Raw genomic sequence first — 19600 nt, 5'->3', positions numbered from 1 at the left:
GGCTTTCAGCTAGCGCAGCGGCCGAAACCGGGCCACACATCCCATCAATAGCGCATTCCCTCACCGAAGGCGCCTTCAATCATGCAGATGCGCGCCGCAAAGTTGGCGCCCTGTCGCAAGCTGGCGGATAGCGTTTTGCCGTTAAGGTGGGCCAGCAGGAATGCGGTGATGAAAGCGTCTCCCGCGCCGAGCGTATCGACGGGAGCGATCGGCTCCGGTGGCTGACTGATCCAATGATGGCCGTCGAACAGTATCGCGCCCTCTGCGCCACGCGTTGCGATAACCCACTTGCAGCCTGCGTCGTGAGCCGCCAGCAGCAGCCGACGGGTTTCATCAAGCGTGCGGCCCGCACAAGAGAAAAAGGCGTAATCCAGCCAGCGGCACTGAGCCTGCGCCCGTCTGGCGTCAAAATCATCCGAAAAGTCGTAGGATAACCGGCCGGGCAGCCCGGCGAGATCCGCCAGCTGCATGTCGATATAGCTGTAGGCGCTGGTGTGGATCAGGTCGAAATGGCCCAGCCACGAGAGGTGCTCCAGCACGAAACGCATAGAGGTGCTTTGACGGATACCGCCCGCATTGGAGCCGAGGAACACGCGCTCCCCTTGCTCAAGGGTAAGATTGGCGTGGCCGCTTTCGCCGGAGACCGTCAGGCAATGTTCGAGACCAATACCGCGCCGTTCGAGCACGCGGCGAATGTGCTCCGCCGCACAATCGTCGCCAAACACGCCCAGATAAGCGGCTTCTGCCGACAACATTCGCGCGTAGACACTGAAATTCAGCGCGTTGCCCCCCGGATAGCCGATGCCGGTATGGGTATATCGATCGATGACATTATCGCCAAGTCCCAGGACTTTCATCATCCTTACCTCAGTAATCCACCTGACCCATATAACGCCGCGTCTCCAGCGAATGCTGGCGCACCTTCGCCAGCGCCGCGCGGTATTGGCACATGACGCTATAGAACAGTATCGGATTGAAATACTCCACCACGCCAGCCGGGATCACGCCCAACCCCAGCGCTTTGGCATCAATAATTTCCACCTTGTCGGCATAGCGGTGCAGAAAGTCGCGCGCGCGCTCATCCAGCGGACGGGTGCGACCCTCGTTGATCATCAGGATCCAGGGCGTGCTGTGGTCTGTGACCTCGAACGGCCCGTGGAAATATTCGCCGCTGTGAATGGAAGCGGCGTTCAGCCACTGCATTTCCATCAGCGAGCAGATGGCGAAGCCGTAGGCGTGACCGTAAGACGCACCGCTGGACAGGATGTAAAACAGCGACTCTTCCGCATAGCGTTCGGCAAACGCCGCCGCAGGCGCCTGCACCTGCTGGCGCGCCTGGTCGATAATCTCGTCGATCTGCGCCATGCCCGCCTGAAAGTCGGCGTAGCCATCAAAGCCTTCGGCCTGCTGCAACGCCTCAACGCTCAGGCTCAGGATCAGCGCCATCGGATTATTGACGACCTGGCTGTCGTTCCCCCAGGCATACAGCAGATTGCCGTCCGAAAAGTCGCTCAGCCGGGCGGCCTCGTTATGGGTCAGCGTGACGGTCACGCTGCCGCGCCGCTGAGCCAGCTCCGCCGCGGCCACCGACTCCGGCGTGTTGCCGCCGTGAGAACAAACAATGGTCAGCGACTGTTTACCCAACCTTTTCGGAGGCGCGTGGACGAATTCGTTAGCGGTCATCATATGACTGTGCAGCGTTGTGGATTCGCTGTTCAGGAAATAGTCCGCCGGATACATATCCACCAGCGACCCGCCGCAGGCCACCAGAAAGACCTGTCGCAGGCCGCCCTGCGGGCGGAAACGCTGTTCGATAAAGGAGGAGATCATCGTTGCTGTATTCATGAATTAGTCGCCATAGACATTGAAAGTGAAATATTTTTTCGCCAGCTTGTCGTACGTGCCGTCCTGACGGATCTCCGTGATGGCGCCATTAAGCTGTTGCAACAGCGGCGTATCCTGCTTGCGGACGCCAATGCCGGTGCCCGGACCAAAAACGGCATCGTCTTTGACCTGCGGTTCGATCAGGCTGAACCCTTTGCCCTCGGGCTTACTGAGCAACGCCTCGGTCACCACCGTGGCATCATCCAGCGTGGCGTCCAGTCGTCCGACGACCAGGTCGGCATAGACCGCTTCGGCGCTGGGATAGGACACCAGTTCAACGCCCTCATCTCGCCAGTGCTTTTGGGCGTAGATTTCAAATACCGATCCTTGCTGCACGCCGACGCGTTTACCGCGCAGCGACTCGGCGATCGGCTTCAGCCCGCTGTCTTTCGCCGCGACCAGATACGCCGGCGTGTTGAATAATTTGAGGGAGAAGTTGATGGCCTTCTGTCGTTCACTCGTGATGGAGAGCGAAGAGAGGATTGCGTCGAATTTGCGGGCATGTAGTGCGGGGATCAGGCCGTCGAAGCTGCTTTCCACCCAAACGCATCGAGCCTTCAGACGCGCGCAGATCTCATTGCCTAAATCAATATCGAAACCTTGCAGCCGCCCGTCCGCCGCTTTGAACTCAAACGGCGGAAATGTGGCATCGGTGCCGAAACGAATTTGTTGCAGCGCGAAAACCGGGCCGGAGAGGAGCGTCATCACCAGACTCAGGGAAACCCAGGCAAGCGTTTTCATCATTCACTCCCTATAAATATACCGTAAAATATACCATTAGAGATATACGCCGATCACACATGCCGGGCAACGAATTTATCCATATTATTCAATTATAACAGTGTGTTAGGGTGTTGTGGTCTGGTTAGCACGGAGGGGATAATACGGCGAAAAAACGGTATAACTGATGATAAAACAAGCGCACACCTTGGCGACAATCGCGCTTTCTTCGGCATGAATCGGACCAGAAAACAGACCATGAACAAGACGAACACAGGAAAACGCCGTCCCCGTAAAGCGTATCTGGAAGCCAAACAGGCTTTGCTGAATATGTTGAAGACGCCGGAATACAACGAGGGCGATCAGATCCCAGCCGAGCGCGATCTCGCCGTACTGCTCGGCATCAGCCGAATGACGCTGCGTAAAATCATCGATGAACTGGTCGAAGCCGGATTGCTGGAGAGACGCGGCAATCAGGGCACCTGGCTGACTCAGACGGCCATTGAACGACCGCTGACGCAGGCTATCGAGCAGGGCATCAGCAAGATCACCGAGCTGAACGGCGCGGTGCCCGGCAGCCGCTTAATCTATTTTCAAGATACCGTCGCCAGCCCCCGGATCGCCCCTTTACTCAGCATTGAAACGGGCGATCCGGTGGTGATGATCAAGCGACTGCGGCTGGCGGACGGCGAACCTTTCTGCTTAGAAACCAGCTATCTGCCCCGTGCGCTGATGCCGGATCTGACGGCTGAGATGCTGGAGGAGAGCGGGTCGCTGTACCGGCTGCTGGCGGAACGCTACCGCCTCTTCGGCGTTTCCGATGAGGGCACCATTCGGGTTGGGGTCATGAATGAAGAAGAGCAGGCGCTGCTGAACGCCTCGCCGGACAGCCCGGCCCTGATCTATCGCGGCGTGATCGCCGACCGCTTTCAACAGCCGGTGGAATATCTGGTGTCGGTCAACCATCCGCAGCGGGTCTCGTTTCGTATCAGCCATCGTCCTAACGCCGAGCGCTGAAACGGCGATGTTTTCGGAGTGGCAAGCGGAGTGCGCGCGGCGGACTTTGGCTGGGCATGGCGGAGAAACACAACGCTGGCATACCGCGCTCAGCGGCGCGGCACCCGCCATGAAACTCGCCGCGTAAAGGACTATGCTCTTTGCAGGACATGAATAACGGAGTCATCAATGATACGCCATATCTTATTTATCACCTTCACGGAGGAGGCCGCGGAAGCCGACATCGAGCGGGTGAAATCGGCTTTTTTGCAGATGCCGGCCGACATCGACGGCATCGTCAGCGTTGAGTGGGGATGTAACGACAGTCCAGAAGGGAAAAATGAGGGCTTTACGCATTGCGTGATGATGACGTTTGAAGACGAAGCGGCGCGCCAGCGCTATTTGCCCCACCCAAAACACGACGCATTGAAAGCGGTTTTCCGCCCGATTCTGGCTAACCTCATCGTGCTGGACTATCCGATACTCACGTCTCAGGAAGCCCCGCAGCCGGTTACCGCCCCACGATAACCACGGGACGCGTTTGCGGTCACCAAACCACGAACTCGTCTGACGGTTGAAGAATCTAGAACACCGAAGAGGATAATCAGACCCGCTGGGGACGTGGGGAAATGGGGAAGTGGACAGAGTCCGGCGTGAACCTCATCGCCTGAACACGCCCCCGTCGCCCGCATGGCGCTAGACCAGCATCACCTCGACGCCTTTCTCCTTCAGTTGCTGAATGACCTCCGGGTTGGCATCGCGGCCGGTAATAAGCACATCGATGTGTTCGGCGTTGCAGAACAGCATACCCGCGCGCTGGCCGAGTTTGCTGCTGTCCGTCAACACCGCCAGTTTGCCGACGTGATCCAACATTTTCTGTTCCGCCATCGCCGTCAGCATATCCATTTTGTACAACCCTTCGGCCGTGAGCCCTTTGCCGCTGGTGAACATCCAATGTCCGGCGTACAGGGACGAAATCTCATCCTGCGGCGCCAGGGTGATGGACTGGCTCTTGTTGTACTGCCCGCCGATGATGACGACGCCGTCGTGTTCTTGCTCAATCAGATAGTTGGCCAGAGGAAAGTAGTTAGTGATGACCTGAACGTCCCGCCCGCAGATTTCCTTCCCTAGCAGAAAGGCGGTCGACCCGCAGTTGATGACCGCGCTCTCACCCGGCTGCACCAGCCGGGCCGCCGCCTGAGCGATGCGTACTTTTTGATCGTGAGTCGAGGTGCTTTGACTGTCCAGCGGCGACCATAGCCGTCTGGTCGGCATCAGCGCCTCCGCGCCGTTGCGCACCTTGCGCACCTGTCCGGCTTGATTCAGCTTATTAATATCGCGACGCGCCGTCGCCGGAGAAATTGAGAACGCTTGCGTCAGGCTGGCCACGGTCAGATGGCGCTTCTCATTCAGCAGAGCCAGAATGGCGCTGTGTCGTTGTGTTTCTGTCATTTCATGCCTGATTTATGATTATTTATGATGTCTTGTGATTGTATAACGCTGTTTTCAAAAATCAAAGCACCGGGCGGAGCCGCAGCCCCACCCGCTTGTCCTTTCGTCAATTCAATGCCAATCCTGCCTCCTGCGCCATCGTCGCCAAACGCGCCCTCGCTTGCCGCAGATGGTCGGCCCAATGCTCATCCTGCGCCCACATTTCAATGACCAGCGGCGCCGAATAGCGCATTCCGGCCAACGTGCGAAAAACGGCGGGGAAGTCTACCTCCCCTTCTCCAATGCACAGGTCGCGGAACTGTCCCGGAGACTCGGCGCTCACACGGAGCGTGTCTTTGAGGTGGATCTGGACAATATGTTCGCCGCTCATCTGCAACTCGGTACAGGTATCGTAATTCCAGCCGGTGATATTGCCGACATCGGGATAGGCCATAAAGTATGGCGAAGGGACCGCCTTCTTGAGCACCTCGAACTTGCACAGCGAATTCAGGTAAGGCGTATCCATAATCTCCACGCCGAGCATGATGCCCGCCCGCTCAGCCAGACGCGCGCTCTCGCGCATGCCGTCGATAAACCGTTGGTGCGTGGCCTCGCTGTGCGGTTCGTAATACACGTCGTAGCCCGCCAGCTGAATGCAGCGTACGCCCAGTTTATAGGCCAGCCCGATGGCTTTGCGCATGATGACGCCCGCCTGCTCCCGCACCGAGGGATCGGCCGATCCAAACGGGAAACGACGGTGCGCGCTCAGGCACAAGGAGTGCAGCGGCAGGCCGTAATGCTCGCACAAACGGCGCAACCCAAAGATCTCCTCGTCGCCCCAGTCCAGGCGTTGCAGGCGCTCGTCGGACTCATCGACGGACATTTCAATAAAGTCGAACCCCAGCGCTTTGGCAGCCTGAATCTTATGCTCCCAATCCAGCCACGCCGGCATGGCCTTTTCATACACGCCCAGCCGCAACGCGCTATTCAGATGATACATCGCGCACCTCGTGAACAGAGAACGTTAGAGGAACGAGCGGAACGGCAGCTCGGGTTCATCCGTGAAGATATCGTCAAACCCGCGCGGATGCTGGTAATGCATTTTGGCCTTGTCCGTCGGGAAGACGTATTTTCCCCCCACCTGCCAGAAGAATGGCTGAAAGCCGTAATTCAGACGATCTTTCTTCCTGTGCCATAGCAGCTCAATTTCACCGGGATCGCTCTGGAAATTCGCCCAAATGTCGTGATGGAAGGGGATCACCACCTGCGTATTCAACGACTCCGCGGCACGCAGAATATCTGAAGAGGTCATTTTGTCGGTCACGCCGCGAGGGTTTTCGCCATAGGAGAGAAGCGCCACGTCGATCGCATTGTCGTTGCCGTGCCGGGCGAAATAGTTGGAGTAATGCGAGTCGCCGGAGTGATACACGTTGCCGCCGCTGGTCTTCACCAGATAGTTCACCGCGCGCCGGTCCATTCCGTCCAGAATGCTTTTATCGCGGGAAGACACGCCCTCGGGCAGCGTCACTAGCGCGGTACGGTCAAAGGCATCCAGCACTTTGATGGTGATATCGCCTATCGAAATCTCTTGCCCGACCTGCGCCACGATGCAGCGTTCGGCGGGTACGCCCCATCCCGTCCAAAGCTCGACGCAGGCTTCAGGACCGATGAATTTCACATGATCGCCCGCATTTTGCAGCACCGCCGCCGCCACGTTGATGTCGATGTGGTCAGCATGATCGTGCGTCGCCAACACCGCATCTATCTTCTTAATACCAAAGGGGTCGAGCACAAACGGCGATGTACGCAGGTTGGGCTGCAGCTTGCGTACGCCGCCCATACGCATCATCTGATGCTGTTTTTTCATGTAGGGATTGGCGTGGGTTTTCTTGCCGGTGCCGCACCAGAAGTCAATGGCGATCTGCGTGTTGCCCGCAGACTTTAACCAGATGCCGGTACAGCCCAGCCACCACATGGCGAACGTTCCAGCGGCGACCTCCTCCTGCTCGATCTCTTCGTTGAGCCAGGTCCCCCATTCGGGGAACGTGTTCAATATCCATGACTCCCGGGTTATGTCAGTTACTTTGCTCATCGTTTTATCCTTTTTCATGATTACAACAACCGCCGTCGACCGATTTCCACGGGTCGCAGACTCTGTCACCCCCGCCCCGTGCTTTTCGTTTGCCCCAGGCGCTCATCACAAAAAACGCGTTCACGGTGATTTAAAATGACTATATCAATCACAAATATGATTATCAATGATTACTTTTCGCACCTCTTGACGAGCCAATCTGATGGTTTAACCCCCCTAAAAACCGATCGCCCCTCACAAAAACCGACAAAAAAATGATATTAACTCGTTATTTATATTACATTTTCAGTACCAACAGGCGAATACAAGTAAACTAACGTGATAATCACAATGCACAGCTTGATCTTCGCCGCCGCTTGTTTATGATGATTTAAAAGATCACAAATAAATCATTTTATGAATACTCGTGATTTCTCTCGGTTAGACATAACAGCAGGCGAAGTTAAATCACTCGTTGGCAGGAAAGGACGCAGGTAACAGGGATTGAGTTATCACCGTCGGGCATATGGCCCTTTACCGATACGGAGCGGCATCATGGAAACGCTATACGCTATTTTTCACATCTTCTACAGCCAGGTTATGACCAAAGCGCCACTGCTGTTGGGACTGGTCACCTTGATTGGGTATCTGCTGCTACGGCGGGATATCTCCACGGTCCTCAAAGGGACGCTCAAAACCATCATCGGGTTCATGCTGGTCCAGGTGGGCGCCGATACGCTGGTCGCGGGGTTCAAACCGGTGATAGAAAAGATCGCCGAATATCATGGCCTCAGCGGCTCGGTCATTGACCCCTACACCGCCATGATGGCGACGATGTCCGTCATGGGGGATCGCTACGCCTGGGTGGGCTACACCGTTCTACTGGCGCTCGCCCTGAATATCCTGATGGTGGTGCTGCGCCGCTATACCGGTATTCGCACGATTATGCTAACGGGCCACATCATGTTTCAGCAGGCCGGGCTGATAGCGATGTTTTATCTGGTGCTAGGCGCCACAATGTGGGAAACCATTATCGCCTCCGCCGTCATCATCGCGCTGTATTGGGGCATCTTTTCCAACATCATGTTCAAGCCGACGGAGGCCGTCACCGGCGGCGCGGGCTTCTCCATCGGTCATCAACAGCAGGCGGCGTCGTGGATCGCGACCAAAATCGCCCACCGGCTGGGCGACCCCAAAGAGAGCGTCGATAACCTCAAACTTCCCCGCTGGCTGAACATCTTTCACGACAGCATCGCCGCGACCGCCATCGTCATGACCGTGTTCTTCGGCATTATTCTGCTCTCCTTTGGCCTGAAGAACCTGCAGACGATGGCCGGTTCCACCCACTGGAGTATTTATATTCTGGAAACCGGCCTGAAATTCGCCGTAGCCATTCAGATTATCGTCGTCGGCGTCCGCATGTTCGTCGCGGAACTGTCGGAGGCGTTCAAGGGCATCTCGGAGCGGGTCATTCCCAATGCAGTGCTCGCCATCGACTGCGCGGCCATCTACGCCTATTCGCCAAACGCCATGGTGTTTGGTTTTATGTGGGGCGCCGCCGGTCAGTTCGCCGCGTTACTGTTGCTGCTCGCCTTTCAATCGCCCATCGTCATCATTCCCGGCTTTGTGCCCATGTTCTTCTCTAACGCCACCATTGGCGTCTTCGCCAACCATTTCGGCGGCTGGAAAGCCGTAATGAAGATTTGCTTCGTAATGGGCGTCATTGAAGTGCTGGGCTCGGCCTGGGCGATTGCCTTGTTCGCCCACCACGGCACGCCGCTCAATGGCTGGATGGGCATGGCCGACTGGGCGTTGCTGTTCCCCCCCATCATGCAGGGGTTGTCCTGGTCACCGCTGTTTCTGTGCGTACTCCTGCTCGGCGCCGCCACCTATATGTTTTTCGCCGCCCGACGTTTGCGCGCGGAAGAAGATGCCACGGCGCCGACGTCGGATCTGCCTGCGGCCGCCACGCCTCCTCTCGCCGAGCCCGAGCCAGTCAATGCGGAACGGGCCGTGCGCGTTCTGACCGTCTGCGGTAATGGGCAGGGGTCATCCATGATGATGAAAATGAAAATCGCCAAGTTCCTGGAACAACGGGGCATACCGCATGTGATGGAGTCGTGCGCCGTGGCGGACTACAAATCGAAGCTCGCGATGACCGACATCATCGTCGCCTCACGCCACCTCGCGGGAGAGATAGATCCGGGGGCGGGAAAATTCGTACTGGCCGTGCAGAACATGCTCAACCCCCAGTCATTTGGCGACGAACTGCTCGACCTAATCAGAACGCATTTTTCCCGCTAACGTCCGGCTGAAGGAACAGCCGAGAAAGGAGCACACCATGAACTTCAAGCAATCACTGATAGACAACGACACTATCCGACTTCAGGCCCATGCGGCCGACTGGCGGGAAGCGATTAGGATCGGTACGGGCATGCTGGAGACCGCCGGCGCGGTAGAGCCTGGCTATCATGCCGCGATCATCCGCAGCATTGAAAAGATGGGCGCCTACTTCGTCATCGCCCCCGGCCTTGCGTTGCCGCACGCCAGACCAGAAGACGGGGTGAAACGGACGGCTTTCGCGCTGGTGACGCTCGCTACCCCCGTACTCTTCGAAGGCGAGGAAGAACCTGTTGATGTGCTGATCACCCTGGCAGGCAGTACGTCCGATGAGCATATCGACGGCCTGATGGAAGTCACCCAGATGCTGGAGGACGAGAATAGCCCTACCGGTATCAACCTCGACAGACTGCGCACATGCCGCAGCAAAGACGAGGTGTATCGCGCGATCGACAACGCGCTCGCGCAGGCGGCGAAAGAGGAGAGATAACGAATGTTGAGCGACTTGAAACAAACGGTGCTGGCCGCCAATCAACAGTTGCCGCACTACCAGCTGGTCACCCTGACCTGGGGTAACGTCTCGCAGATCGATCGTCAACACGGGCTGATCGCCATCAAACCGTCGGGCGTGAGCTACGAAGCCATGACAGCTGACGATATCGTCATCGTCGATCTGGACGGCAACGTCATCGAGGGGCGGCTTCGACCTTCCAGCGATACCGCCACGCATTTGGTGCTGTACCAGGCGTTCCCTCGTCTCGGCGGCATCGTCCATACCCATTCTCGCCATGCGACGATATGGGCGCAGGCTGGTATGGATATACCGGTGTTGGGCACCACCCACGCCGACTATTTCTACGGCGATATCCCCTGCTCCCGCCCGCTGACATCAGAGGAAATTACCGACGACTATGAAAAGAACACGGGAGTGAGCATCGTGGAAACCTTTCGCCGACGGGACATCGACCCCATTGCCGTGCCGGGCGTGGTTGCCTATGGCCATGCCCCTTTCTGCTGGGGGAAAGACGCCGAGGAAGCGGTGCGTAACGCCGTCGTGTTGGAAGAAGTGGCGGCGATGGCGCTGGCGACGCGGCGGCTGAATGACCATATTCGCCTCCCGCAGACGCTGTCCGACAAACACTATTTCCGCAAACACGGCGCTGACGCTTACTACGGTCAGACTGACGCCACGATGGAATGATGCTCGCGGCATAAGCCGTTTCACCGCTCATCATGACCCTGACGGCGCATGCCGCCGTCTCAACACTGAAAAAGGATTCTCATACCATGACTCAACCCTTGTTACAGATTGCGCTGGACTCTACTGACCTGCACACCGCCGTCGATCTCGCCGCCAGCGTCGCGGAGTATGTCGACGTCATAGAAGTCGGCACCATACTGGCCTTCGCCGAAGGAATGAACGCCGTCCGCACGCTGCGCCAGCAATATCCCGACCATATTTTGGTCTGCGATATGAAAACCACGGACGGGGGCGCCATTCTGGCAAAGATGGCCTTTGCCGCAGGCGCGAACTGGATCACGGTGTCAGCCGCGGCCCACATCGCCACGATTACCGCCTGCAAAGGCATCGCGGACGAATACCACGGAGAAATCCAAATGGAACTCTACGGCCACTGGACGTGGGAAGACGCGCAGGCCTGGCGAAAACTGGGCATCACGCAAGCAATCTACCATCGCTCGCGAGACGCGGAGCTGGCCGGTGTCGGCTGGACGCCAGAAGACATCCAACGCATGCATACCTTATCGGAGATGGGATTTGAGGTGTCTATCACCGGCGGTATCGTGCCTGAGGCGTTGCAGCATTTCCGGGGGATTAACGCCAAAACGTTTATCGCCGGACGGGCGTTGGCCGGCGAAAACGGAAGCGTCATCGCCGACGCACTGCGCCAGGAAATCGCCCGTTACTGGTAACGGCCTCGGTGTCCGCCCTTATGCTTTCATCCACGGGCGGGCACCGCTCCCCGAGACGGCGAACCGCTCCCGCACACTTCCGCCGGAAAGCGCTTTCCCGCTCTGTTTGGGATGTGTCGATGTTTATCATCCAGATAACCTGCCGTGTCTTTCTTTTTATGCCCCCTCTGGTCAACTACCCTTAATTCTTACCTGAATATTGCCGATAAATGGCCAAGTGAGCGCAGTTCATCCGCTTACGAGCTATACATTTAATAGAGGGCGTCACGATCTTATCGCCTCGCTGACAGCGGGTGAACGCGTCCATTTTTTCCATCATCCAGGAATTTGTTAACCATGACATCCCAATCGCCCCTTTTTATGTCGTCGCGCTGTGCTCACTGCGCGGACAGCCATAATTTGGGTCTCGACTTCACCATGGCGTTCCAGCCCATCGTAGACTGCGTGTCCAAACGCATATTCGGCTATGAAGCCCTGGTCAGAGGCTGCAATAACGAGTCTGCCTTCAGTATTATTTCTCAGATCAGCAACGATAAGCGCTACGGCTTCGACCAGCTCTGCCGAATCAAGGCTATCGCGCTTGCAACGAGACTGAAGCTGTCCGGCATGCTGAGCATCAACTTTCTACCCAATGCGATTTATCGCCCCGAACGTTGCATTCGCACTACGCTGGAAGCGGCCAAAAAATACCAGTTTCCTATCAAGAACATTATGTTCGAGTTCACCGAGAACGAGGAGGCGAAAGACAGTAAGCGTATACAGTCAATTATTGAATGTTACAAAAAACTGGGCTTCAAAACGGCGATTGATGACTTCGGCTCGGGTTATTCCGGGCTGAATCTGCTGGCGGATTTTCAAACTGATATCGTCAAGTTGGACATGGCGCTGATCCGCGGCATCGATCAGGATAAAACACGCCAGACTATCGTCACCCACTGCGTCGAAATGTTGAAAGCGTTAAATATCAGGGTCCTGGGAGAAGGCATTGAAACGGAGGAGGAGTATCGTTTTCTTAAAGGAATCGGGATTCACCTCGCTCAAGGATATTATTTTGCCAGACCCGGCTTCGAGTCTCTGCCAGAGGTCGATACAACCCTTATTTAGCGCCGCAGACGAGGCGTTTCACGTCAATGCCACACCCGCTAAACCGGCTTTTACCGCAGAGAGGTTAGATCATTCGGGTTACAGGAAGTCGGCAAGAGAGTGAATCCCGATGAGCTGACTCAAGTTAGCGATTCGGGTAGATATACATTGCCAACGCACCGGCAATTTACAGTACGGCGGGCTTTTTGATGGTACCGCTTACCTTTCATCTGCCTCTCCTTACTTTCCGCTGGAAACCCTCGCTCCTCGACAAGAACAAACGTCGCTATCATCGGGTAAAAAGACCTGAAAAACACACATTTATCTTGAATGTGTACACAAAAACCCCTCGTTCGCTATATGCAATTTAGAACAAGTTGCCCCCTAAGCGGCCGTTATACTGCGCACAATTACAGCGTGTCGGAGAGTTGGTATGAAGCACTCAGAATCTGGGCATCGCCGTGACGATGCAACACAATTACTCGTACGCGAGCTGTTGAAAGCCATTGGTATCGATCAGGGACGTATCGACGCCATATTTCAGGGCGCGCCGATGTACGCCCATGACGGCCTGCTGGATTCCGTCAATCTCATCAGCCTGATTGCCGTACTCAGCGACCACTATGAAGCGAATGAGACGCTAACGGGCGATCTGTTCGATCTCATGGATGAAAACGTTTTCGACGCATTTCACACCCTCGATAGTCTGACGCATTTTCTGCACGAAAAAACCTGACATGTTAATTGATGACCGACTCCCGCAGCGATCAGGACGGAGGATGCATGTTACACATCAATACCTTAGCCACCTGGGTTCCATCGGCTCGCCTCAGCGCCGAGGACATCATTATTCAAACGGGCTATAGCCCCCGCGAAGCCCACACGTTCTGCCAGCTGTACGGCTTTCGCCGCATTGCCGCGCTGGAAGCCTCTGTCTCTCTTTATGGCGTCTTCTATCAACTCATTAGCCAATTGATGCAGCAATCCTCCGGGCCTGACGTCCCCATCGACGCACTCATTTATGTGCACGGCATGCCAAAGCCACATGGCGAACAGCCGGCGTGGCTTGCGCGACTAAAACAGAGTCATCCGTTCGTCAGCGACACGGCGCGCTGCTATGAACTGGACCAGCAGCACTGTGCAACTTTGTTCTGGGCGCTGGCGCGCGCCCATCGTCTATTGGAAGACAAGCAGGCAAAACGCGTCGCCATCATCGCCGGTGACACGTTGTCGCCCTTAGGGACATCACGGCGATACGTGCCGGGATACACGCTGATGGGAGATGCATTCGCCGCGTTGCTGCTGGAGCGCGAAGGCGCTGGTTTACGGTTGGGAAAACCCTTTCTGGGCCAGCGATTGAGCTTTGATGATGGACTAAATAGCGGGCGGGAAGCGAAAACGGCCTTTTATCAGGCCCACGACGACATGGTCAGGGAGGCTCTGGCAGGCGCACAGGCGGGCGATCCCGACAGCCTGTCGCTGCTGCCCCACAACATCAACCGTCTCAGTTGGCGCCGCTTTGTGCGCCGCTACCCGCTGCCGCGTGAGGCCGTCTCTCTCGGCCTGTTGCCGGATATCGGCCACTGCTGCGCCGTGGACCCGCTCCTGCTGCTGCCTGCCGCGATGCCCGCCATCCGCAATGGGCAACCGCACGTGATGCTGTCTATCGGGCTGGGAGCCGCTTATGGCAGCTGCTCCGTTTACTTCCGCGCACAATAAACGGTCGGAACTTCTTACCCCCTTGCACGGCGTTGCTCAGGCACATTGGAATTATTCTTCTATCCCACAATTTCAGACAACAATGCCCGCGGGCACCGGGCATAATTCTTTTAAGGAAGCGTTTTCGCTGGCGTAAGCAGGCGAAAATATACAAGGATGTAATAACGTCACGGTCACAGCGCAGGATTGCGCTATTCGAACAGGGATGAAGACGGAACGTCGCGTTATCAGCATGGATGTTATTTGTCTGCCCGTACCAGTTATTCTCATGCTCCAGCGGGATGACGGGAGATGAAAATCGGGATGGAAACGCTTTCTTTCTCTGCTGATACTCTGCGTGCATACCTCTTATGGTGGTCTGTGCGTCGATACCGGAGAAAACCACGGATGCTACGCCCTTTAAGGATCAGGATATCGGCAAAGGGCGCCTTCTTCTCTTTCTCGTCAGTGACGGGAAAAAGACGCAAACATTGCCCTATTCTCTCTGCTAAAAACCTTTGAACTGGCCCGCAACCCGGCTGATCGCGGACGAACTCCTCCCCTGACTGAATACTGCTGCCTGCATTACCCCAGCCAGTCCGTTAACGCGTCCCACTCCGTCAGGGTGGTAAACCGCCAGCTCAGTGTGGTCTCCTTGGACGACAAAATGCAGCAGTTGAGCGCCATGTCCGCTTCGTCAAACCAAACTTCCTTCATCTGCGCGTTCGCGGGGCGCGAGTCATCCACTACCTGAATCCGCCCGTTTTCTCGCGCCAGACAGCTGAACGAGTCCAACGGCTTGCTCAGACCAAGTCCCAGCGCCTTCAAATAGGCCTCTTTGCGAGTCCATAGCCGAATAAATGCCTGTATATACGCCTCTTCATCGCAATACTGATCCAGCCAGCAGGCTTCATCGGGATGGAAAAAGCGCTTCGCCACGCCGCGTTTATGCTCGACACGCCCGCGATTTCCCTCGACATCGACCCCCACCGCGCCATCCTGTGCGATGGCGAACGCAAAAGCAGCCTCGGTGTGGGAGAGGTTAAAATGAAGCTGGGGATGTCGAGGCAGGAACGGTTTACCTAATGGGGTACGAGCAAACGTCAGCTTATGCGGCAACACGCGACACAGCGGCGCCAGCAGGCCGCGTAGAATGCCCTCGGCCAGTTTGCTGGCGGTGAGCGTATCGTGCGGCGCCAGCCCACAGGCCAATCGCGCCTTGGCAGATATTTCCGGTCGATCCAACGTCTTCCGGTAGACCAAAATACACTGCGGGCCAGAAAGTTGTTTCACGCTATGCTCAGCGCTACCACAAAAATCCAACGAATTTTCCTGGCTCATTTTCACTCTCTGCGCCCAATTTATCGCGCTTTCCTTATCCATCTTGTCCATTTTCCATCCTTGCGGGTCACATCGGCTGACAGTCATCAGGTCGAGATCACGCACGCCTGATGGAAGCGCATACATGGCAACGCTTCACCGCGAGCATTTCTCTCTTTTTGATCACAGATCGATGCGTGGATTTTACGGCATGACCTTTAGAAACAAGTCTTAACGAAGTCTTGTTATTTAAATCCCGATCACGCTTAGAACGCTGACCATTTTCGAGACGAATAATCCCAATAACGAAATGTCGCCATCCCAAAAATGGAATGCTGAGTGGAAAAACCGTTACATATCCCTCTGAAAAAGGGCATTCCAAATATGGCACACAATTTGCGTGAGTCATCCTGTCAATGACAGCAATGACAATAATTAACAACCCAATACCAACGCCGTTTTTAGCATTTTTATTAACCGCTCCAGGCACGGTAAATACATTTTTGGATGACACCATGAATCTACATAATGCCTACCCCCACACCTTGGATAATGAAAGCTTCAACCATAATCTTATTCAAGATATGTATCGTCGTCACCCTAACCTAAAAAAGACCTTGGAAAACAATAATAAAGCAACCAGGCTGGTAGGAATCATCGACTATATCATTGAGAATATCGGCGATAACATCACGCTGGAACAACTCGAAACCGTGAGTGGCAAATCGAAGTTCGATATCTGCCGATTATTTAATCAGGTCTATAATATTACGCCCATGCGATGGATCTGGCGCGTACGCGTCACGCTGGCGAGAGAGATTATTCATATTTCGCCTAACTGGTCTCTGACCGATATTTGCTATGCGTGTGGTTTCTCCTCGTTGCCTCATTTTTCCCGCTGCTTTACGAAAACGTATAATATTCCGCCGCTGAAATACCGGAAAACCGTCTCGTCAGACCGCGAGCCGCCCCGTTTTATTAGCAATATGAGCTTCGATATTATTTTCGGAAAACAACGTCATCTGTTTTCTCGCCATGTATTGCTGGATAACATCCACAATTTGTCTAATTAACAATCTTATTCGAGTATACGAAAAAAGTCCTTCACGGAACTTTTATTGATAAAGGCAGGCACGACGGTGAGTCAGGTTCGGAATCGGAGGCGCCGTCCCATTCGACGAAGGTACCCTGCCTTTGACACAATCCTTCACGTTGATACGTCATTTGCCAAGAAACAGAGGTCGTTTTTATCCCTGATTGCCGCTCCGCCGCCGCTCATCGCGATTCATCTCGAAAATCAGAGGGGCGGAGGCGCCAGAAGACGACAGCGACAAAAAAGGCATACCTCGGTATGCCTTTTTATTACATCGGGCGGCGGTCCGCCGATTATTTTTTGTTTTTGTCCTGCAAGAGTTCACCGCTTTCCACCTGCGGCACACCGGCGTTGCCCGTAATCAACAAACCGCTTTCCATGTAGCTGAACAGCTTTTCACGCGTGTCGGTGATGTCCAAATTACGCATGGTCAGTTGGCCGATGCGGTCATCCGGTGAAAAGACCGAGTCGCCTTTTTCCATCGTCAGACGCTCAGCCTTGTAGGTCAGATTATCAGACACGGTATTGAGATAAGAGAAGTCGTTGCCGCGACGCAGCTCAACGGTGACCTCGCCGGTGATTTCACGGGCGACCCAACGCTGGAGCGCATCACGCAGCATCAGCGCCTGCGGATCGAACCAACGTCCCTGATACAGCAGGCGCCCCAACTGACGGCCGTGAGCATGATACTGCTCGATGGTGTCTTCATTGTGGATCCCGGTGACCAGACGCTCGTAGGCGAGGTGCAGCAGCGCCATTCCAGGCGCTTCATAGATGCCCCGGCTTTTCGCTTCGATGATGCGGTTTTCAATCTGATCGCTCATCCCAAGACCGTGACGGCCGCCGATGCGGTTGGCTTCCAGCATCAGTTCGACGTCGTCAGCGAAGGTTTTGCCGTTCAGCGCGACCGGATGCCCTTGTTCAAAGCGGATGGTGACCTCTTCCGCGGGCACTTTCACGTTTTCGTCCCAGAACTTGACGCCCATGATCGGATTAACGATTTTCAGGCTGGAGTTGAGGAACTCCAGGTCCTTCGCCTCGTGTGTCGCGCCCAGCATGTTGGAGTCGGTGGAATAAGCTTTTTCCGCCGACATTTTGTAGCTGAAGCCCGCCTCGGCCATAAACTCAGACATCTCCTGACGGCCGCCCAGTTCATTGATGAAGTCAGTATCGAGCCAGGGTTTGTAGATTTGCAGTTCCGCGTTGGTCAGCAGGCCATAGCGATAAAAACGCTCGATGTCGTTGCCTTTATAGGTGCTGCCGTCGCCCCAGATATTCACGCCGTCTTCTTTCATCGCGGCTACCAGCATGGTGCCGGTCACGGCGCGGCCCAGCGGCGTGGTATTGAAGTAGGTCATACCAGCGGTAGTGTTATGGAAAGCACCACACTGGATCGCGGCGATACCCTCTGCGACCAGCTGCTTGCGGCAGTCGATCAGACGCGCGTTTTCCGCGCCATACTCCTTGGCGTGACGAGGGATTGCGTCATAGTCCTCTTCGTCCGGCTGACCCAGGTTCGCAGTGTAAGCATAAGGCACCGCGCCTTTTTTACGCATCCACAGCAACGCGGCGCTGGTGTCCAGCCCACCGGAGAAAGCGATGCCGATACGTTGACCAACCGGAAGATGCTTCAAAATCGTCGTCATAACAATTAATCCCTGCTCGAGTTAGATGACATTGAGTGTAACCACTCCAACGCCGAATTACGTAGGTTACGTCGCGCTATATTGGACAAAATGCAGAAGAAGATCGCGGCGCTTCACGCGGTCGACGGCATTTTACCCGCGCACTCCATAATGAATATTTATGCAGAATATGTGATTTATAATTTAAACATCTTTTCAGTCGGACAGGAAGAGACTCGTTAGAATTTCGACAAAAAATTGAATCTGGACTTGCACCAGTTTTACGGCGAGGCGTCAGCATGGAAAAAGCGGCGCTGCTGGCTGGCTTCTCTTCGGCGCGCCGGCTGCGCCAGGCTCAGTCGCGTCAGGCCTAGCTCACCAGTCGGCGACGGTCGATGCGCTGTAGCCCCAACGAAAACAGCAGGCCTATCCCCAGCGCCATCGTAAAGACGTAAAAAATATCCGCCACCGGGGCGCTTTCGAGCGCCAGTTGATGCGTGCGCAAATAGTGGATTACCAGTGCGTGAACGCCGTAAATCGCCAGCGAATGGCGTGCTATCAGCGTCAATACCGGCAAAGGCGCCGCGTTGAGGTAGTATTTTCCACTGACCAATAAACCGGAGGCAGCCACGAACACCAGCGGTCCGCAGTAGAGATAATAGGTCTGATCGAAGTCGCCGTTGATGAGCGTCAGATGGCGTGTCCCGAGCGTCACCAGCGCTGTTCCTAACACAAAGACGCCGAACGCCGCGCGCGCCGCCCAGCGAGGGATCGTCATCATCCCGACGATCCTGCCGGTAATGGCGTACAGCAGGTAATAGATAGTATCGCCGAACATATACAGGTTCACCGGCAGCATCAGATGCTGACCGTTCATCAGCGCGGGCATATTGGGATTGGCGACCACCGCCAGCAGTACGATCGCCGCCGTCAGCGCATAACCCGACGCCTGACGCACTTTAATCAGCGGAGAAAACAGGTAAATGATGGTGATGGCATAGAAGAACCACAGGTGATAAAACACGGGTTTTTGCAGGCTGTCTCGGAGCGCCAGCCACGGATTGATGGGAGTGAGCCACGCCATATAACACAGCGCCAACAGGCTGTAGAACAGGAGACAGCAGCCGATGCGCAGATAGTGTTTACGCTGAGCTTGTCGCTCTCCAAAAAAGAGGTAGCCTGAAATCATGAAAAATAACGGCACGCAGACGCGAGAAGCGGAATCCAGCAGATTGGCGACGTCCCAATAGACCTTCCCCACCGCACTGCCATCGGTGACATACCCTGCGGCGCTGTGGACCATCACCACCATCAAGCACGCTATCGCCCGCAGGTTATCCACCCAGCCGATCCTGTCGGTCATCCACGCCCTCGCCCTATTTTTATACAATAATAAACAGCTTATAG

20 protein-coding genes are annotated in these 19600 nt (G+C 55.6%); 10 read left to right on the top strand and 10 right to left on the bottom strand.

The genetic code is table 11. From position 1 onward, the window contains the following. Window positions 1-44 precede the first annotated feature (44 nt). From BLU64_RS10220 to BLU64_RS10210, 3 genes are read right to left on the bottom strand one after another with little or no spacing between them, the layout of a single operon-like run. Window positions 45-857, bottom strand: coding sequence for a PfkB family carbohydrate kinase (locus tag BLU64_RS10220; protein ID WP_026743879.1), 813 nt, complete (start codon window positions 855-857; stop codon window positions 45-47). A 10-nt stretch (window positions 858-867) separates the two neighbouring features. Then, window positions 868-1845, bottom strand: a complete 978-nt coding sequence (locus tag BLU64_RS10215) for an SIS domain-containing protein (RefSeq protein ID WP_026743878.1) — start codon at window positions 1843-1845, stop codon at window positions 868-870. Between the two features lie 3 nt (window positions 1846-1848). Then, complete coding sequence (locus BLU64_RS10210; RefSeq protein WP_026743877.1) at window positions 1849-2628, bottom strand: ABC transporter substrate-binding protein; 780 nt, start codon at window positions 2626-2628, stop codon at window positions 1849-1851. Window positions 2629-2862: 234 nt separating this feature from the next. On the opposite strand from BLU64_RS10210, the gene BLU64_RS10205 reads away from it, so the two are divergent. Together BLU64_RS10205 and BLU64_RS10200 are read left to right on the top strand one after the other, a co-directional pair. Continuing rightward, on the top strand, window positions 2863-3621 hold the full coding sequence (locus BLU64_RS10205) for a GntR family transcriptional regulator (RefSeq protein ID WP_074728600.1): 759 nt from the start codon (window positions 2863-2865) through the stop codon (window positions 3619-3621). Window positions 3622-3789: 168 nt separating this feature from the next. Further along, window positions 3790-4128: a Dabb family protein gene (locus BLU64_RS10200; protein WP_051625582.1), complete on the top strand. Its 339-nt coding sequence runs from the start codon at window positions 3790-3792 to the stop codon at window positions 4126-4128. A 168-nt stretch (window positions 4129-4296) separates the two neighbouring features. Here the strand turns inward: BLU64_RS10200 and ulaR are convergent, their stop codons facing one another. The 3 genes from ulaR to ulaG all read right to left on the bottom strand — a co-directional run bounded on the left by ulaR (window position 4297) and on the right by ulaG (window position 7123). Then, on the bottom strand, window positions 4297-5052 hold the full coding sequence (gene ulaR, locus BLU64_RS10195; RefSeq protein WP_074728598.1) for an HTH-type transcriptional regulator UlaR: 756 nt from the start codon (window positions 5050-5052) through the stop codon (window positions 4297-4299). A 106-nt stretch (window positions 5053-5158) separates the two neighbouring features. Next, on the bottom strand, window positions 5159-6031 hold the full coding sequence (locus tag BLU64_RS10190; protein WP_026743874.1) for an L-ribulose-5-phosphate 3-epimerase: 873 nt from the start codon (window positions 6029-6031) through the stop codon (window positions 5159-5161). Window positions 6032-6055: 24 nt separating this feature from the next. Further along, window positions 6056-7123: an L-ascorbate 6-phosphate lactonase gene (gene ulaG / locus BLU64_RS10185; RefSeq protein ID WP_026743873.1), complete on the bottom strand. Its 1068-nt coding sequence runs from the start codon at window positions 7121-7123 to the stop codon at window positions 6056-6058. Window positions 7124-7657: 534 nt separating this feature from the next. Here ulaG and BLU64_RS10180 point away from each other — a divergent pair. The 7 genes from BLU64_RS10180 to BLU64_RS10150 all read left to right on the top strand — a co-directional run bounded on the left by BLU64_RS10180 (window position 7658) and on the right by BLU64_RS10150 (window position 14176). Then, window positions 7658-9406 carry a PTS ascorbate-specific subunit IIBC gene (locus BLU64_RS10180; protein WP_074728596.1) on the top strand — a complete coding sequence of 583 codons (1749 nt, stop codon included), beginning with the start codon at window positions 7658-7660 and terminating at the stop codon, window positions 9404-9406. A gap of 37 nt (window positions 9407-9443) precedes the next feature. Further along, window positions 9444-9932: a PTS sugar transporter subunit IIA gene (locus tag BLU64_RS10175; RefSeq protein ID WP_026743871.1), complete on the top strand. Its 489-nt coding sequence runs from the start codon at window positions 9444-9446 to the stop codon at window positions 9930-9932. Between the two features lie 3 nt (window positions 9933-9935). Then, window positions 9936-10643 (top strand): L-ribulose-5-phosphate 4-epimerase, encoded by a 708-nt coding sequence (locus tag BLU64_RS10170; protein ID WP_026743870.1) that lies wholly within the window; start codon window positions 9936-9938, stop codon window positions 10641-10643. An 86-nt stretch (window positions 10644-10729) separates the two neighbouring features. Continuing rightward, window positions 10730-11374: a 3-keto-L-gulonate-6-phosphate decarboxylase UlaD gene (locus BLU64_RS10165; protein WP_026743869.1), complete on the top strand. Its 645-nt coding sequence runs from the start codon at window positions 10730-10732 to the stop codon at window positions 11372-11374. Window positions 11375-11710: 336 nt separating this feature from the next. Continuing rightward, window positions 11711-12478 carry an EAL domain-containing protein gene (locus tag BLU64_RS10160; protein WP_074728594.1) on the top strand — a complete coding sequence of 256 codons (768 nt, stop codon included), beginning with the start codon at window positions 11711-11713 and terminating at the stop codon, window positions 12476-12478. A 412-nt stretch (window positions 12479-12890) separates the two neighbouring features. Beyond that, on the top strand, window positions 12891-13193 hold the full coding sequence (locus tag BLU64_RS10155) for a hypothetical protein (RefSeq protein ID WP_026743867.1): 303 nt from the start codon (window positions 12891-12893) through the stop codon (window positions 13191-13193). Between the two features lie 47 nt (window positions 13194-13240). Next, window positions 13241-14176, top strand: a complete 936-nt coding sequence (locus BLU64_RS10150; protein WP_026743866.1) for a beta-ketoacyl-[acyl-carrier-protein] synthase family protein — start codon at window positions 13241-13243, stop codon at window positions 14174-14176. A gap of 564 nt (window positions 14177-14740) precedes the next feature. Here the strand turns inward: BLU64_RS10150 and BLU64_RS10145 are convergent. Together BLU64_RS10145 and BLU64_RS17235 are read right to left on the bottom strand one after the other, a co-directional pair. Further along, window positions 14741-15547, bottom strand: a complete 807-nt coding sequence (locus tag BLU64_RS10145; RefSeq protein WP_235195122.1) for a 4'-phosphopantetheinyl transferase family protein — start codon at window positions 15545-15547, stop codon at window positions 14741-14743. Window positions 15548-15593: 46 nt separating this feature from the next. Then, on the bottom strand, window positions 15594-15992 hold the full coding sequence (locus tag BLU64_RS17235) for a hypothetical protein (protein WP_139171496.1): 399 nt from the start codon (window positions 15990-15992) through the stop codon (window positions 15594-15596). Here BLU64_RS17235 and BLU64_RS10140 point away from each other — a divergent pair. Further along, window positions 15991-16548 (top strand): helix-turn-helix transcriptional regulator, encoded by a 558-nt coding sequence (locus BLU64_RS10140; RefSeq protein ID WP_026738497.1) that lies wholly within the window; start codon window positions 15991-15993, stop codon window positions 16546-16548. The genes BLU64_RS17235 and BLU64_RS10140 overlap by 2 nt on opposite strands. 313 nt (window positions 16549-16861) lie before the next feature. Here the strand turns inward: BLU64_RS10140 and argG are convergent, their stop codons facing one another. Both argG and BLU64_RS10130 read right to left on the bottom strand, forming a co-directional pair. Further along, window positions 16862-18214: an argininosuccinate synthase gene (gene argG / locus BLU64_RS10135; RefSeq protein WP_026743865.1), complete on the bottom strand. Its 1353-nt coding sequence runs from the start codon at window positions 18212-18214 to the stop codon at window positions 16862-16864. 349 nt (window positions 18215-18563) lie between these two features. Further along, window positions 18564-19556: an acyltransferase gene (locus BLU64_RS10130; RefSeq protein ID WP_026743864.1), complete on the bottom strand. Its 993-nt coding sequence runs from the start codon at window positions 19554-19556 to the stop codon at window positions 18564-18566. Between the last annotated feature and the right edge of the window lie 44 nt (window positions 19557-19600).

This window comes from Lonsdalea quercina (assembly GCF_900107885.1).
GTDB classification, from domain to species: Bacteria; Pseudomonadota; Gammaproteobacteria; order Enterobacterales; family Enterobacteriaceae; genus Lonsdalea; species Lonsdalea quercina.
This window is presented reverse-complemented; position numbering and strand designations above follow the sequence as displayed.